The sequence below is a fragment of the Campylobacter sp. CFSAN093246 genome, assembly GCF_012889415.1.
GTDB classification, from domain to species: Bacteria; Campylobacterota; Campylobacteria; order Campylobacterales; family Campylobacteraceae; genus Campylobacter_D; species Campylobacter_D jejuni.
The window spans coordinates 570,631-585,320 of the sequence record NZ_CP040613.1; the positions used below are offsets into that span (position 1 = coordinate 570,631).

The following is a 14,690-nucleotide window of genomic DNA, read 5'->3' on the forward strand; positions in this document are numbered from 1 at the left end:
GTTTCCAAGTTTTTTTAAACTTCCATTGCTTTTTTAAAGTTAAGGAGAAAAAATGAAAAAAATTCTATCTTTAAGTGTGGCAAGTCTTGCACTTTGTGGTGCTTTAAATGCAGCAGATTTAAAAATCGCAGGTTCATCGACTGTGTATCCTTTTACTTCTTTTGTAGCTGAAGAGTATGCAGCGATTCACAATACAAAAACTCCTATAGTAGAGAGCTTGGGAACAGGGGGTGGATTTAAGGTATTTTGCGAGGGCATAACTGACATTTCTAATGCTTCAAGAGCGATGAAATTTAGCGAATTTGAAACTTGCAAAAAAGCAGGGGTAACTGATATAGTAGGGATGATGATAGGTTATGATGGTATAGTTTTAGCTCAAAATAAAACCAATGCTCCATTAAATATCACAAAAAAAGAACTTTTCTTAGCATTGGCAAAAGAAATTCCACAAAATGGAAAACTTATACCAAATCCTTATACAAACTGGAATCAAATCAATAAAAATTTACCAAATCGTAAAATTAGTGTTTATGGTCCACCATCAAGTTCAGGAACAAGAGATACTGTAGAAGAGCTTGTAATGAGCGATGTGTCTAAAAAAATTCCTGAGTATAAAGGCGAGTATAAAACCATACGCCAAGATGGTGCTTATATCCCAAGTGGTGAAAATGATAATCTAATCGTTTCCAAACTTACTATTGATAAGGATGCTTTTGGAATTTTTGGTTATAGCTTTTTAGTGAGCAATTCAGACAAAATCAATGCTGCTAATATCGATGGTGTTACGCCAAGCGAAGAAAGTATCGCAGATGAAAAATACGAACTTGCAAGAAGTTTGTTTATTTATATCAATGCTAAGAAAAATCCAAAAGAAGCCTTTGATTTTGCAAAAATTTATATGAGTGATGATTTGGCAAAAAGTGGTGGAGAGCTTGAAAAAATAGGACTTGTTCCTTTGAGTGATGATAAATTAAAAGCTTCTCAAAAACATGTAGAAGATAGAAAAATTTTAAATGATGAGCTTGTAAAAGCTGGAAAAGTTTTTTAAGGAAAAACTTTGTTAAAAGAAAAAATAATCAAATTTGCACTTTTTTTATGTGCTTTTGTAAGCGTGATAGTAAGTTTTGCTATCATGCTTACAATTTTAATTGAAGCTTTAAAATTCTTTCAAAAAGAAAGCGTTATTACCTTTTTATTCTCAAGTCAGTGGGCAGCTGATGCAGCTTTTATGAATGCAGATGGCACGAGTAAACAAGGTGTTTTTGGAGCGCTATCGCTTTTTTGGGGAACTTTTTATATTTCATTGATTGCTATGCTAACGGCTTTACCTTTAGGGGTTATGTGTGCTATATATTTAGGTGTTTTTGCTGGCAAAAAATCTAAAAATTACTTAAAACCTATTTTAGAAATCATTGCAGGGATTCCTACTGTTGTTTTTGGATTTTTTGCGGCTATAGTTGTAGCGCCTTTTATAGTGTGGTTTTTTTCTTTATTTGGCATACAAGCAAGCTTTCAAAGTGCTTTAGGCGCAGGTTTTATCATGGGGATCATGATAGTACCTATAGTGGCTTCTTTATCTCAAGATTGCATTGAAGCAGTAAGCGAGAAAAGGATTAATGGCGCTTATGCTTTAGGTATGACAAAAAAAGAAGTGGTTTTTGCCGTGATTTTACCTGAGGCTATTCCTGGTATAGTTGCAGCTTGTCTTTTAGGACTTTCAAGAGCCTTAGGCGAAACTATGATAGTGGTGATGGCAGCTTCTTTGCGTCCAAATTTAACTTTAAATTTTTTAGAAGATATGACAACGGTAACGGTAAAAATCGTAGAAGCTTTAAGTGGAGATCAAGCCTTTGATAGTTCTTTGGCTTTAAGTGCTTTTTCTTTAGGTTTGGTGCTTTTTGTCATCACTTTAATCATCAATATGTTTAGCGTTTATCTTATCAATCGCTTTCACAAAAGGAAAAATTTATGAAAAAACTTTTTAAAAAAAGACAAAAAGCTTCAAAGTCTTTTAAAAGACTTTGTAAAATGGGGCTTTATATTAATTTAATTTTTCTTTGTATCTTTTTAGGAAGTGTGGCTTATCTTGGATTTCCTGCTTTTAAGCAAACCTATATTTTTGTAGAGGCTAATAGAAATTCTCCTGCTTATGATCTTTTATCTCGTGCTGAGCAAAGAAAGATAAGAACAGGGCAAATCACTGAAAAATCTTGGCTTTTGGCAAATTCAGAAGTAGATCAATATATGAAGCAAAAATATAATCGCCTTAGTGAAAAACAAAGAACTTTAGTCGATGATCTTATGCAAAAAGGCGAGATAGAGCTTAAATTTAATAGCAATTTCTTTTTAAATGGGGACTCAAAATCTCCTGAAAATTCAGGAATTTTATCTTCAGTTGTAGGGACTTTGCTTGTTATGCTTGTTTGTATGGTTGTGAGTGTTCCTATAGGCGTTGCAGCGGCAATTTACTTAGAAGAATTTGCGCCACAAAATATCCTTACACATTTTATAGAAGTGTGTATTAACAACCTTGCAAGTATTCCTAGTATCTTGTTTGGACTTTTAGGACTTGGAGTGTTTATCAATCTTTTTGGAATGCCTCGTTCAAGTGCTTTAGTGGGTGGGCTTACTTTGGCGATCATGAGTTTGCCTATTATCATTGTTTCAACCAAAGCGGCCTTAAAAAGTGTGGATATCAATATGAAAAATGCTGCTTATGCCTTAGGTATGACAAAGGTTCAAATGGTAAAAGGTATTATGTTACCTTTGGCTATGCCTATGATTTTAACAGGTTCTATTTTGACTTTAGCAGGGGCTATAGGCGAGACTGCACCTTTGATGATTATCGGTATGATAGCATTTATCCCTGATGTAGCTAGTTCGATTTTTGATCCAACTAGCGTTTTACCTGCTCAAATTTACTCATGGTCGGCTATGCCAGAGCGTGCATTTTTAGAAAGAACAGCAGCGGGTATTATTGTGCTTTTAGGACTTTTAGTCGTATTAAATCTTAGTGCAATATTATTAAGAAAATATTTTCAAGGAAAATTAAAGTGATAGCAAAAACAACAAATTTAAATTTATTTTATGGAAAAAAACAAGCTTTATTTGATATCAATATGCAAATAGAGCAAAACAAAATTACTGCACTCATCGGTGCTTCAGGATGTGGTAAATCCACTTTTTTGCGCTGTTTTAATAGAATGAATGATAAAATTGCAAAAATCGATGGTTTAGTGGAAATTGAAGGAAAAGATGTTAAAAATCAAGATGTAGTAGCCTTGCGTAAAAATGTAGGCATGGTTTTTCAACAACCTAATGTTTTTGTAAAAAGCATTTATGAAAACATCTCTTATGCACCAAAACTTCATGGTATGATTAAAAACAAAGATGAAGAAGAAGCTTTGGTGGTGGATTGCTTGCAAAAAGTGGGGCTTTTTGAAGAGGTTAAAGATAAATTAAAGCAAAATGCCCTAGCTCTTTCAGGCGGACAACAACAACGTCTTTGTATCGCAAGAGCTTTAGCGATCAAACCTAAACTTTTGCTTTTAGATGAGCCAACTTCTGCACTTGATCCTATAAGTTCAGGCGTGATTGAAGAGCTTTTGAAAGAATTAAGCCATAATCTTTCTATGATCATGGTTACGCATAATATGCAACAAGGCAAACGCGTAGCTGATTATACAGCATTTTTTCACCTAGGTGAGCTTATAGAATTTGGAGAAAGCAAGGAATTTTTTGAAAATCCAAAGCAAGAAAAAACCAAAGCTTATTTAAGCGGTGCTTTTGGGTGAGATTTATTTTTTGGAAATTTGATGATATAATTAATTAAAAATTTCCAAAAAAAGGTTTAATATGATTATAAACCAAATTTATTCTATAGATTCTTGTGATGATGTAGAATTAAATATCAAAAGGGGAAGTAAATTAGAATTTAGATTGACTTATGATGATAGTAAAGAAATAGAAGCTATTGTTTGTATTATTCCAGGTGGTGCTGAAGATATGAATAGTTATATTTATATTGATGATTATTTGACTAGAAATTATAAAGTTGCTGTTATTAATATTAACTATCATTGTATAGGAAATAGACCTCATTTGGGTTCTAGTTTTTATTTGGATGATATAGATAAATTCATTTTAGATACTAGTTTAAAGGCTATAAATTTAAAATGTATAAATGTTTATGGTATAAATTCTTATGAAAATCTAAATAATGCTTTTATAAGAATAGATCAAGAAATTCAAAAATTAAAATTAAATCAACAATTACATCAAAACTATAAATTAAGAACGCATGTAAGCTTTTTACCATCTAAAAATGAATATCAAAATTTTGGTATAATGCAAGCTATGGATATTTTAAATGCTATTTTTTATATAAAAGAAAATTCTCCATTTAAACTAATGAGGGGGGGGGGTATTAGAACGATTTTGTTTGGAAATTCATATGGCGGATATTTAGCAAATTTATGTGCAAAAATAGCTCCTTGGAGTATTGATTTTATATTAGATAATTCTTCTTTTGTTAATTTGTTTGGAAATATTTTTAGACTTATAGGTTTTGGAAAAGAAATCGATTTTACTAGATATCATGGAACATATGATGATACTTTATTTAAAAATATATTTTTATATTTAAGTGATAAAACTTATTGGAATAATAATAAATTTTCAAAAAATTATTTTTCAAATGCTAGAAAAATCATAAGAGAACCATTAAACAAAGAACATCTAATAATACAAAGCTTATATCCAAATCCAAAATATATTTTATATCATAGTATTTTTGATGAAAGATCTCCTTTTAAAAATAAGGAAAATTTTGTACATATTTTAAAAGAATTAAATTTTAAAGTAGAATTTTTTGCTATTTCACAAGTTGATAATAAGTTTATTAAAAATTTAAATCATGGAATGGGATTGAGCACAAAATTATTTTTTAAAAAACATTTATTGCAAATATTAAAAGAACCTTTGCAAGATAAAATTTGCAAGAAGGAAGTCTCATATAAATGTGATGAGCTAGTGTATACTTTCAAAGAAGAAAATCATCAAATTATTTTAAATATAACAAATTGAGTATATTAAATATTTATATTTAAAAAAGTAATTTTTAAGTAGAATTGTTTTTTAAAAGAAATATTTAAAAAAAGAGATAAGATAATATCATGGCAAAAAAACAACTCTCCTTAACAAGACTTAGTTTTCCTATATTTTGGGATTTGCTTTCTAAGTATTTAACCGTGATTATCAATACCGCTATGGTGTCGCATTATTCTAATTTTCTTGTCGGTGCTATGGGGGCTGGAAATCAAATTTTAGATCTTTTTATCACTATTTTTTCATTTTTAAGTGTGGGTTGTAGCGTGGTGATCGCACAAGCAATTGGTGCAAAAGATCATGTTTTAGCAAGAAAAGTGATTCATCAAAGTTTGTTCTTAAATGCACTTTTAGGCTTTGTATGCGGTGTGCTTATTTTATGGCATGGGGAGTATTTGCTTTATCTTTTAAAAATTCCACAAGAATTGCTCAAAGATAGCGAAATTTACTTACATATGCTTGCAATTTGTTTGTTTTTTGATGCCATAGGTATTGTTTTAGCTGCTATTGTAAGGGTTTATAATATGGCTTATTGGGTCATGTTTATAGGTTTTTTGATGGATATAGTGGTGATTTGTGGAAATTATTATGTTTTGCATTATACAAAGTCAGAACTTTTTGGAATAGGGCTTAGTAATATTTTTGCTCGCATTGTTGCTATAGTTGCTTTGTTTGCGATACTTTTTTATAAACTTAAAATTCATCTTAAAATCAAAGAAATGATAAAACTTGAAAAAGAAGTTTTAAAAAAGGTTTTAAATATAGGAGGATTTTCAGCAGGGGAAAATCTTTTGTGGATAGTCCAATATACTATAGCTTTTGCTTTTGTAGCAAGCTTAGGTGAGGCGAGTTTGAGTGTGCAAACGATTTATTTTCAAATTTCAATGCTTATCATGCTTATAGGACAAGCTATAAGCATAGCTAATGAAATCATAGTAGGTAAATTAGTCGGTGCTAGGTATGAAAATATCGCTTACAAACATGCTTGGCGTGCTTTATATTTTAGTGTAATAGCGAGTGCTTTAGTGGCGTTTTTAAACTATCTTTGTCAAGATTTTACTATGCAAATTTTAGGGCTTAAAGAAGAGCTAAAAAATTTAATGATACCTTTATTTGCTCTTTCAATCTTTCTTGAAATTTCACGAACTTTTAATATAGTTATGGTTAATTCCTTGCGCGCAAGTGGCGATGCTAAGTTTCCATTTTTTAGCGGACTTGTTTTTATGATGGGGGTATCTTTGCCTGTGGGTTATGTGCTTTGTTTTCATTTTAATCTTGGAATTTTAGGGGTTTGGATAGGATTTTGTGCAGATGAATTTTTGCGTGGAATGGTAAATTCATACAGATGGAAAAGTAAAAAATGGCAAGGCAAAGCTCTAGTTTAAAATCATTTATTTATAAAGATGAGTGCTATTTTTATTCTAAAAAATGCATAAAAACTTTAAGATTAAGGCTAAATGAAAAGGGTGAATTTGTTCTTAGTATTCCTTATTTTTGCACCTTTAAAAGTATTTATGAGTTTTTAGATAAATCAAGTTCTTGGATGAATGAGGCAAAAAAAAGATTTGAAAAAAAAGCCTTAAAAGATGATGAGTTAATCTTTTTAGCTAAAAAATATCAAATTATTTTTGATGAAAATGCCAAAAAAATTTATTTTGATAAAGATAAAATAATTTGTCAAAATAAAGCAAAATTGGATTTATTTTTAAGACAAAATGCTAAAAAGATTTTTACTTTTTATCTTAAAAAATGGAGTAAAAAAACAGGCTTATTTTACACGCATTTAAGCATTAAAAATATGAAAACACGTTGGGGTTCTTGCAATCACAATAAAGCTTATATTAATTTAAATTTAAAACTCATTCAAAAGAGTTTAAGAGCTATTGAATATGTGATTTTGCATGAAATTAGCCATTTAAAATTTCCCAATCATAGCAAAGAATTTTATACTTTTATAGAGCATTTTATGAGTGATTTTAGGCAAAGAGAGAAAGAATTTTTAAGTTAAAAATGTTATATTTATAGTTTATTTTTCAAAAAAGGCATAATATGACTTTGGATTTTGATTTTATTTATAATGCAGATAATGATATTTTTGAATATTTATTGCGTTTTTATGCGAAAAATTACAATTATATCCTTAGTAAAGAAGAAAATACTTATCATTTTTCTATCGATGCAGATGAAGAAAATTTAAAGACTTTTTGTGATTCTTTGAATTTCATGAGTCATAGCGTTTTTTTGAAAAAATTTGATGTAAAAGCGGGGCAGGGTTTTAACCCTTGTATACCAGAAGATAAAGAATTTTCAAGATTTTCTTATATTACTCATTTAAATTCTAATGCTTATCAAGAAAAAAAACTTTTAAACAAAAACGAATGGGGCGTGTTTTGTGAGTGTGAATTTTCAAGCAATTTATCAGAATTTGAAAAAATCAATGAAGAAAATTTCAATACTTTTTTAAATCTTGCCTTTGATTTGTTAAGTCAAGAAAAAAAGATTTATTTGAAAGATAAAAATGGCATTTATGAATTTTCTTTGTTTAAGAACGAATTTATAGGAGATTTTTTACTTCCTTGTGATATTAAAGCTATAAATTCAGTTTTTGTTTGTTCAAATGAAAATTTAAAACTTCTTGCAAGTTTAGAAAAACCTTTGATGAAACTAAGGCTTAATGCCATATTTAGAAAAAATCACAATCTTGATTTTAGTGATTTTAAAATTAGACTTGCTAGGGATTTATTTTGTTTTGCTTTAGGTTTAAAACTTTTTGAAAATGAATATAAATTTTTGAGCGTAAAAAAGATAGAAGAATATCAAAAAGATTTTTATATCAGTGCTTTAGATGAGCAAGTGGTGGTTTTGGAAGGCTTTGAATTTATCAATGCTAAGGCAAGAGAGCTTATTTTTTCTAAAGAAGATAAAAATATGGCAAGAATTTCTTATCTTGTAAGCCGTTATAAAGAAAAAGCTTTTATTTTAGAGCTAAGTAAGGATTATGAAGATATTTTGCTTATCAATAAAGAGCTTAATTTACTTAAACTTTCCTTACCAAAACACAGCAAAGAACTTTATGAAGAGATTAAAAAAGATGAAATTGGTGCAAGGCTTTTAGAAAATTTTAACAAGGAATTTCCTCTTTTAGATGAAAATTTTGAGCTTCAAAACAATTTTTATTCCTTACTTGGCTTGCTGGGTAGAGTGCTAAATTTGGGTAGAAATTTACAAGAGAGTGCTAGTGAGCTTTTAAAAATCGCTGATGAGTCAAAAATGCCTCGTGGAGTAAAGATTGATTATCGTTTGAAAGAAGATAAAAGTTTTGATTATACAAGAACCTTAAGATCTGCCATGAGTTTTATGTTAGCAGGTGTAGATAGTGCTAATATCGCTTATGGAGCGGTTGAGAGTTTGGCTTATTTCTTGCGTGATACTTATGATGAATTAAGAGAGAAAAAGCAAAGTGATTTAGCACTTATAAGTGGATCTTTGTTTGAACATAAATCTTTACTTAAAAATACTTTAAAACATCTTAAAAATTGTCAGTTAAGCGATGCGCCACTTAGGGTATAAGATCAAAATTTCAGGTCTAGTTCAAGGGGTGGGTTTTCGCCCCTTAGTTTATGAACTAGCTTTGAAATCAAAGCTTTTTGGAGAAGTAAGAAATGATGGTTTTGGGATAGAAATCATCCTTGCTTGCACTCAAAAAGAATGTGAAAATTTCATAGAAAATTTAAAAAATCATCTTCCACCTTTAGCAAGAATAGATCAGCTTATAATCACGCAAATTTCAATTTCAAACTATGAGAATTTTAGCATTACTCCTTCTTTAGAGAATACAAAAAGCACGCCTATGTTAAGCGATTTTGCGTTTTGTAAGGAGTGTAAAAAAGAATTTTTTGATGAAAAAAATCCACGCTTTTTATATCCTTTTATCACTTGCACACATTGTGGGCCACGCTTTAGTATTATAAAAAGTCTTCCTTATGATAGATTTAATACCTCTATGCAAGAATTATTGATGTGTGAGTTTTGTAAAAGTGAATATGAAGATCCTAAAAATAGGCGTTTTCATGCCCAGCCTATTAGTTGTCCTAAATGCAAAATCAATGTTTTTCTTAAAAATCCAAAGGGTGAAATTTTAGCTAAAGATCAAGAAGCTTTTATGCAAAGTGCGAAGTTTTTAAAGGAAGGTAAAATTTTAGCCATAAAAGGCATAGGTGGTTTTCATCTCATGTGCGATGCTTTTAATGAAGAAGCTTTAAAAACTCTAAGACTTAGAAAAAATCGCCCTAAAAAACCTTTTGCTTTGATGTGTAAAGATTTACAAAGTGCTAAAGAACTTGCCTTTATAGATGAAAAAGAAGAAGCTTTGCTTGGTGGGGTTTTAGCTCCTATTGTGATTTTAAAGGCAAAAAAAGCCTTTTCTTTAATCGCTCCTGATGTTGATAAAATCGGTATTATGTTAGCTTATACACCTTTACATCTTTTGCTTTTTGAGTATTTTAAAGGAAGCCTTGTAGCAACGAGTGCAAATTTAAGCGGAGAAAGTATTATTAAAGATGAGTTTAATTTGTGTAAAAAACTTGATAAAGTTTTTGATTTTTATTTGGATTATGATAGGGAGATTATCAATGCAAGTGATGACAGCATAGCTCAAGTGGTAAATGGTGAAACTATGTTTTTGCGTACTTCAAGGGGCTTAAATCCTTTTTATTTGGAAAGAAATTTTAATAAAAAAGGCACTTTTTTAGCTTTGGGTGCGGAACTTAAAAATGAATTTGTGATTTTTTATGAAAATAAACTTTTAATTTCTCCTTATATAGGGGATTTGAAAAGTCTTGATGTGCATGAGAGATTTTTTAAACTTTTAGAATTTTTTAAACAAAATTATGATTTGAAATTTGATGCGATTTTGTGCGATAAACACCCGCATTTTAGCTATGCAAAAGAATTTGAAGAAAGGATTAAAATTTCTCATCATTATGCGCATTTTTGTGCGGCTTATTTTGAATATGAAGAAAATTTTGCAAAAGATGAAAAGGCTTTAGCTTTTATTTGTGATGGAACAGGTTATGGCGAAGATGGTAAAATTTGGGGTGGAGAAGTTTTTGTAGGAAATTTAAAAGAATATGAAAGAATTGCACATTTTGAAAATTTCACTCTTATAAATAGTGATATTAAAAATATACAAAATTTAGCCTTAAGTCTTATTTTTCATTATGATTTAGAAGATAAGGCTAAGGATTTTTTAGCAAAAATTCCAAAAATTAAACTTAAAAATCTTAAAAAAATTTATTCTCATTCTAACTTACAAACAAGTTCTTTAGGACGCATTATCGATGCTTTTGGAAGTATTGTTTTTAACTTAGAAAAAAGTTCTTATGAAGCTCAAGTTGGCTTAATGTGTGAAGCTTTTTATGATAAAAATCTTGATTTTTCTTATAAGCTTTTTGTAGAAAAAGGGCAGGTTAATTTTAAAAATTTAATCCTAGGGGCTTTGCAAGATGAAAAAACTAAGGCGATTACAGGTATGTTTAATGCCTTGGCAAATTTTATCATAGATTTTAGCAAAGATTATGATTTAAAAGTGCTTTTAAGCGGAGGGGTTTTTCAAAACAAAACCTTGCTTGAAATTTTAAAAGCTAAAAATTTTGATTTTTTTATACCTTTAAAGTACCCTTGTAATGATAGCTCCATAGCCTTAGGACAAATGGTGCATTTTTTAAATTTAGAAAAATAAAGCAAATATTCTAAAAACTCATAATTTTTTAATGCTTTTAAGGTTAAAATGAAACAAAAAATATAGAAGGAAAGAAAATGTGTAAAGATTGCGGCTGCTCTATAAATTCAAGCCATACGCATGGTCATCATCACGATCACCATCATGAAAATCCAAGTTTAAAAGAGGGTAAAACCATAGAAGTGATTTCTAAAATTTTAAGCAAAAATGATGAAGAAGCTAAGCATAATAGAGCGCATTTTAATGAAGCTAACACGCTTTGTATCAATTTAATGAGTTCTCCAGGTAGTGGAAAAACCACGCTTTTAGAAAGCACGATTAAGGCTTTGAAAAATGAACTTAAAATTGCTGTGATTGAAGGGGATTTAGAAACCAATAATGACGCTCTAAGGGTAAAAAATGCCGGAGCTTTGGCGTATCAAATCACTACAGGACAAAGCTGTCATTTGGACGCTTTTATGGTGCATGAGGCTTTGCATCATTTAGCCATTGATGATGTGGATTTGCTTTTTATAGAAAATGTTGGAAATTTGGTTTGTCCTGCAAGTTATGATTTAGGAGAGCATTTAAATGTGGTTTTGCTTTCTGTTACCGAAGGAAGCGATAAACCGCAAAAATATCCTGTGATGTTTAAAAAGGCTGATATAGTTTTAATCACAAAGGCAGATTTAGCTCATCATTTTGATTTTGATGTTAAAGAGGCGACTAGGTTGATTAAAGAATTAAATCCTAGAGCAGATATTATCACCCTTGATGCAAAAAATGGCACCAATATGGAGCTTTGGTATAAGGTGCTTAAACTTAAAAAGGAGCTTTTTTAATGTGTTTGTCTATACCTTCTGAAATTTTAGAAATCGATGAGTTAAACAATGCTTTAGTACAAACTTTAGGCGTGAAAAGAAAAGTTAATTTGGATTTGATTGATGAACCTTTAAAACAAGGCGATTATGTATTAATCCATGTAGGCGTTGCTATGGAAAAAATCGACAAAGAAGCTGCACTAGAAAGCATTAAAACCTATCAAGAAATAGTAGAAAAAATGAATAGTGGAGAGATAAAAAGTGATGAAGGAGATTTGGGTTTAAATGAATTTCATCGATGAATTTAGAGATAAAGAAAGCATTTTAGCTTTAAAAAAACTCATAGAACAAGAACTTAAAAATCCTATTAATATCATGGAAATTTGCGGTGGGCATACGCATAGTATCATGAAATATGCTTTGCCTTCTATTTTGCCAAAGGAAATTAACTTTATCCATGGGCCAGGATGTCCTGTTTGTGTTATGCCAAGAGTTCGCATTGACACAGCTATCAAGTTAGCCTCCATGAAAGATACGATTTTTTGTACTTTAGGGGATCTTTTAAGGGTGCCTGGAAGTGAAATTTCTTTACTGGATTTAAGAGCTAAAGGGGCTGATGTTAGAGCGCTTTATTCTCCGCTTGAGGTTTTGGAAATTGCTAAGCAAAATTTAAACAAAAATATCATCTTTTTTGCTATAGGTTTTGAAACTACTACGCCTATGAGTGCTTTACTTCTTCAAAAGGTTATAGAAGAAAAAATAAATAATGTCTTTTTTCATATCAATCATATCACAGTTCCAGCACCCATAGAAGCGATCATGAATGATGAAAATGTAAAAATCAATGCTTTTTTAGGTCCTTCTCATGTGAGTGTGATAACAGGTTATGGTATTTATGAGCCTTTAGCAGCAAAATTTAAAACCCCTATAGCGGTGAGTGGTTTTGAGCCAGTTGATATTTTAGAAAGTGTGTTAAATATCATAAAACAAAGCAATGAAGGCACTTTTAAAGTGTATAATCAATACAAAAGAGCCGTAAGCAAAGAAGGCAATGTTAAAGCACAAAATTTAGTAAAAAAATACTTTAGGGTGTGTGATTTTGAATTTCGTGGCTTAGGACTTATTAAAGATGGAGGCTTGGAGTTAAAAGAAGAATTTAGCGCTTACGATGCGAGTAAAAAATTTGATTGTACGGTGCAAAGTAAAAATGAAAGCAAAGCCTGTATTTGTGGGCAAATTTTAAGAGGTTTGGCCAAGCCTTATGATTGTAAAGTTTTTGGCAAGGCTTGTACGCCAAGAAGTCCTATAGGAAGTTGTATGGTTTCTGGCGAGGGTGCTTGTGCGGCGTATTATAAATACTCAAAGGTGAATGCATGAAAAATATTTCCTTAGCCCACGGAGGCGGTGGAGAAGAGATGAATGAGCTTTTAACTAAGCTTTTTAAGATCTTTGATAATGAAATTTTAAACGCAAATAATGATGCAGCGATTTTGGGAAATTTGGCTTTAAGCACGGATTCTTTTGTTTTAAGTCCGATTTTTTTAGATGAAGAGGTTAATATAGGTAAACTTTGTGTTTGTGGTTCTATTAATGATGTTTTGATGGTGGGTGCTAAGCCAAAATATCTAAGCTTAGGGCTTATCTTAGAAGAAGGTTTTGAGCTAGAAAAATTAGAACACATTTTAAAAAGCATTAAAGAAGAATGTGAAAAATGTGGAGTTATGTTAGTTTGTGGCGATACTAAAGTTGTTCCTAAGGGTAAAGCAGATGAAATTTATATCAACACTACAGCCTTAGGTGAAATTATTTCTAAAAAAGAAAGTAAAAATATCAAAGCAGGGCTTAGCATACTTCTTTCAGGCGATATAGGAAGGCATGGAGCTAGTGTTTTAATCAAAAGAAATGAGCTAGAAGCTGATATTAAAAGTGATTGCAAGGCTTTGAATAAAGAGGTTTTAGAGCTTTTAGAAAAAGATATAAAGGTTGTGGCCATGAGAGATGCTACTCGCGGGGGGCTTAGTGCGGTTTTAAATGAGTGGGCAAAGCAAAGTGGAAATGATCTTTTGATCTTTGAAGAAAAAATCATCGTTCAAGATGAGGTTTTAGGACTTTGCGAGCTTTTTGGTTACGAAGCGTATGAGCTTGCAAATGAAGGCACTTTTATACTTTGTGTGGAAAAAGAAGATGAGTTAAAAGCCTTGGAAATTCTAAAAAAATACAATGTAAATGCGAGTATTATAGGAGAAGTTTTAGAAGAGAAAAAAGCACGCGTGATCTTACAAAACGCTTATGGAGCAAAACGCTTTTTAGAAAGTCCTAAAGGCGAACTTTTACCAAGAATTTGCTAATGCACGAATTAAGTATAGTAGAATCTTTAATCGAACTTTGCGAAGAAAATGCCTTAAACAATAAGGCTTGTAATGTGCAAGAAATTTATGTAAAAATCGGGCGTTTAAGCGGTATAGAAGTGGATCTTTTTAAGCGTTGTTTTGAAACTTTTAAAGAAAACTCAAATATTTGCAAAAATGCTAAACTTTTTATAGAGCTTGCTCCGCTTGAAATTTTATGCTTAAAATGCGATCAAACAAGTATTTTAGAAGAAAATGTTTTTAAGTGTCCTAAATGTCAAAGTATAGAATATAAAATCATACAAGGTGAGGACTTACATCTTATGCGACTTGTGATGAAATAATATATTTGGCGTTTTTGTTACAATAGTAAATATTTTATCGATATTATTATTTTAATATTTAACAACCAAGCTAAAAAATCATAAATTTTGAAATTTTATCTAAAAATGCAAAAACTAAAAAAATATATTTTTAAATTTATTTTAAATAAAATTTAAAAATATTATAAAAATATTGATAATATTTCATACAAATTTATTCTTATTAAGATATTTTAATTTAAACTAAAAATTTAAACCAAAATTTTAATAATAATTTAAGTATAATTATTATATAGTCTTCACTATTTTCATATTACAGTTTTATATTATTTTTAAATATAAACAAGAAAATATAAATATAAAAGGAAAGGGA

Annotated in this window: 14 protein-coding genes; all 14 read left to right on the forward strand. The window is 30.2% G+C overall.

From position 1 onward, the window contains the following. Positions 1-52: 52 nt before the first annotated feature. The 14 genes from FBE87_RS03040 (at position 53) to hypA (ending at position 14,338) form a co-directional block, all read left to right on the forward strand. Positions 53-1,048 (forward strand): substrate-binding domain-containing protein, encoded by a 996-nt coding sequence (locus FBE87_RS03040; RefSeq protein WP_070311332.1) that lies wholly within the window; start codon positions 53-55, stop codon positions 1,046-1,048. A 9-nt stretch (positions 1,049-1,057) separates the two neighbouring features. Beyond that, positions 1,058-1,972, forward strand: a complete 915-nt coding sequence (pstC, locus tag FBE87_RS03045) for a phosphate ABC transporter permease subunit PstC (RefSeq protein ID WP_002798972.1) — start codon at positions 1,058-1,060, stop codon at positions 1,970-1,972. Beyond that, complete coding sequence (pstA, locus tag FBE87_RS03050; protein ID WP_002784288.1) at positions 1,969-3,057, forward strand: phosphate ABC transporter permease PstA; 1,089 nt, start codon at positions 1,969-1,971, stop codon at positions 3,055-3,057. The genes pstC and pstA overlap by 4 nt, the downstream gene beginning before the upstream one ends. Further along, positions 3,054-3,794, forward strand: coding sequence for a phosphate ABC transporter ATP-binding protein PstB (gene pstB, locus FBE87_RS03055; protein ID WP_002776307.1), 741 nt, complete (start codon positions 3,054-3,056; stop codon positions 3,792-3,794). Before pstA ends, pstB begins: the two co-directional genes overlap by 4 nt. Positions 3,795-3,855: 61 nt before the next feature. Then, positions 3,856-5,085: a DUF2920 family protein gene (locus tag FBE87_RS03060; RefSeq protein WP_100620362.1), complete on the forward strand. Its 1,230-nt coding sequence runs from the start codon at positions 3,856-3,858 to the stop codon at positions 5,083-5,085. An 89-nt stretch (positions 5,086-5,174) separates the two neighbouring features. After that, positions 5,175-6,491: an MATE family efflux transporter gene (locus FBE87_RS03065; RefSeq protein ID WP_032584688.1), complete on the forward strand. Its 1,317-nt coding sequence runs from the start codon at positions 5,175-5,177 to the stop codon at positions 6,489-6,491. Continuing rightward, positions 6,467-7,114: a M48 family metallopeptidase gene (locus tag FBE87_RS03070; protein WP_070311336.1), complete on the forward strand. Its 648-nt coding sequence runs from the start codon at positions 6,467-6,469 to the stop codon at positions 7,112-7,114. Before FBE87_RS03065 ends, FBE87_RS03070 begins: the two co-directional genes overlap by 25 nt. 41 nt (positions 7,115-7,155) lie before the next feature. Next, complete coding sequence (locus FBE87_RS03075; RefSeq protein ID WP_100608419.1) at positions 7,156-8,676, forward strand: hypothetical protein; 1,521 nt, start codon at positions 7,156-7,158, stop codon at positions 8,674-8,676. Then, positions 8,657-10,846, forward strand: a complete 2,190-nt coding sequence (gene hypF, locus FBE87_RS03080; RefSeq protein ID WP_100608418.1) for a carbamoyltransferase HypF — start codon at positions 8,657-8,659, stop codon at positions 10,844-10,846. Before FBE87_RS03075 ends, hypF begins: the two co-directional genes overlap by 20 nt. 77 nt (positions 10,847-10,923) lie before the next feature. Then, positions 10,924-11,667, forward strand: coding sequence for a hydrogenase nickel incorporation protein HypB (gene hypB, locus FBE87_RS03085; protein WP_002844630.1), 744 nt, complete (start codon positions 10,924-10,926; stop codon positions 11,665-11,667). Then, entirely contained in the window at positions 11,667-11,948 is a 282-nt protein-coding gene (locus FBE87_RS03090; protein ID WP_002776342.1) for a HypC/HybG/HupF family hydrogenase formation chaperone, read from the forward strand. The genes hypB and FBE87_RS03090 overlap by 1 nt, the downstream gene beginning before the upstream one ends. Beyond that, positions 11,932-13,023: a hydrogenase formation protein HypD gene (hypD, locus tag FBE87_RS03095; RefSeq protein ID WP_052780205.1), complete on the forward strand. Its 1,092-nt coding sequence runs from the start codon at positions 11,932-11,934 to the stop codon at positions 13,021-13,023. Before FBE87_RS03090 ends, hypD begins: the two co-directional genes overlap by 17 nt. Further along, entirely contained in the window at positions 13,020-13,994 is a 975-nt protein-coding gene (gene hypE / locus FBE87_RS03100) for a hydrogenase expression/formation protein HypE (protein WP_002859118.1), read from the forward strand. Before hypD ends, hypE begins: the two co-directional genes overlap by 4 nt. Continuing rightward, positions 13,994-14,338 carry a hydrogenase maturation nickel metallochaperone HypA gene (gene hypA / locus FBE87_RS03105; RefSeq protein ID WP_002826529.1) on the forward strand — a complete coding sequence of 115 codons (345 nt, stop codon included), beginning with the start codon at positions 13,994-13,996 and terminating at the stop codon, positions 14,336-14,338. Before hypE ends, hypA begins: the two co-directional genes overlap by 1 nt. Positions 14,339-14,690: the final 352 nt, after the last annotated feature.

Excerpts from the sequence above, each read along its gene's own strand:
- FBE87_RS03060 (WP_100620362.1), top strand. The coding sequence starts at position 3,856 with ATGATTATAAACCAAATTTATTCTATAGATTCTTGTGATGATGTAGAA.
- FBE87_RS03065 (WP_032584688.1), top strand. The coding sequence starts at position 5,175 with ATGGCAAAAAAACAACTCTCCTTAACAAGACTTAGTTTTCCTATATTT.
- FBE87_RS03070 (WP_070311336.1), top strand. The coding sequence starts at position 6,467 with ATGGCAAGGCAAAGCTCTAGTTTAAAATCATTTATTTATAAAGATGAG.
- hypB (WP_002844630.1), top strand. The coding sequence starts at position 10,924 with ATGTGTAAAGATTGCGGCTGCTCTATAAATTCAAGCCATACGCATGGT.
- FBE87_RS03075 (WP_100608419.1), top strand. The coding sequence starts at position 7,156 with ATGACTTTGGATTTTGATTTTATTTATAATGCAGATAATGATATTTTT.
- hypD (WP_052780205.1), top strand. The coding sequence starts at position 11,932 with ATGAATTTCATCGATGAATTTAGAGATAAAGAAAGCATTTTAGCTTTA.
- hypE (WP_002859118.1), top strand. The coding sequence starts at position 13,020 with ATGAAAAATATTTCCTTAGCCCACGGAGGCGGTGGAGAAGAGATGAAT.
- FBE87_RS03040 (WP_070311332.1), top strand. The coding sequence starts at position 53 with ATGAAAAAAATTCTATCTTTAAGTGTGGCAAGTCTTGCACTTTGTGGT.
- pstA (WP_002784288.1), top strand. The coding sequence starts at position 1,969 with ATGAAAAAACTTTTTAAAAAAAGACAAAAAGCTTCAAAGTCTTTTAAA.
- hypA (WP_002826529.1), top strand. The coding sequence starts at position 13,994 with ATGCACGAATTAAGTATAGTAGAATCTTTAATCGAACTTTGCGAAGAA.
- hypF (WP_100608418.1), top strand. The coding sequence starts at position 8,657 with ATGCGCCACTTAGGGTATAAGATCAAAATTTCAGGTCTAGTTCAAGGG.
- FBE87_RS03090 (WP_002776342.1), top strand. The coding sequence starts at position 11,667 with ATGTGTTTGTCTATACCTTCTGAAATTTTAGAAATCGATGAGTTAAAC.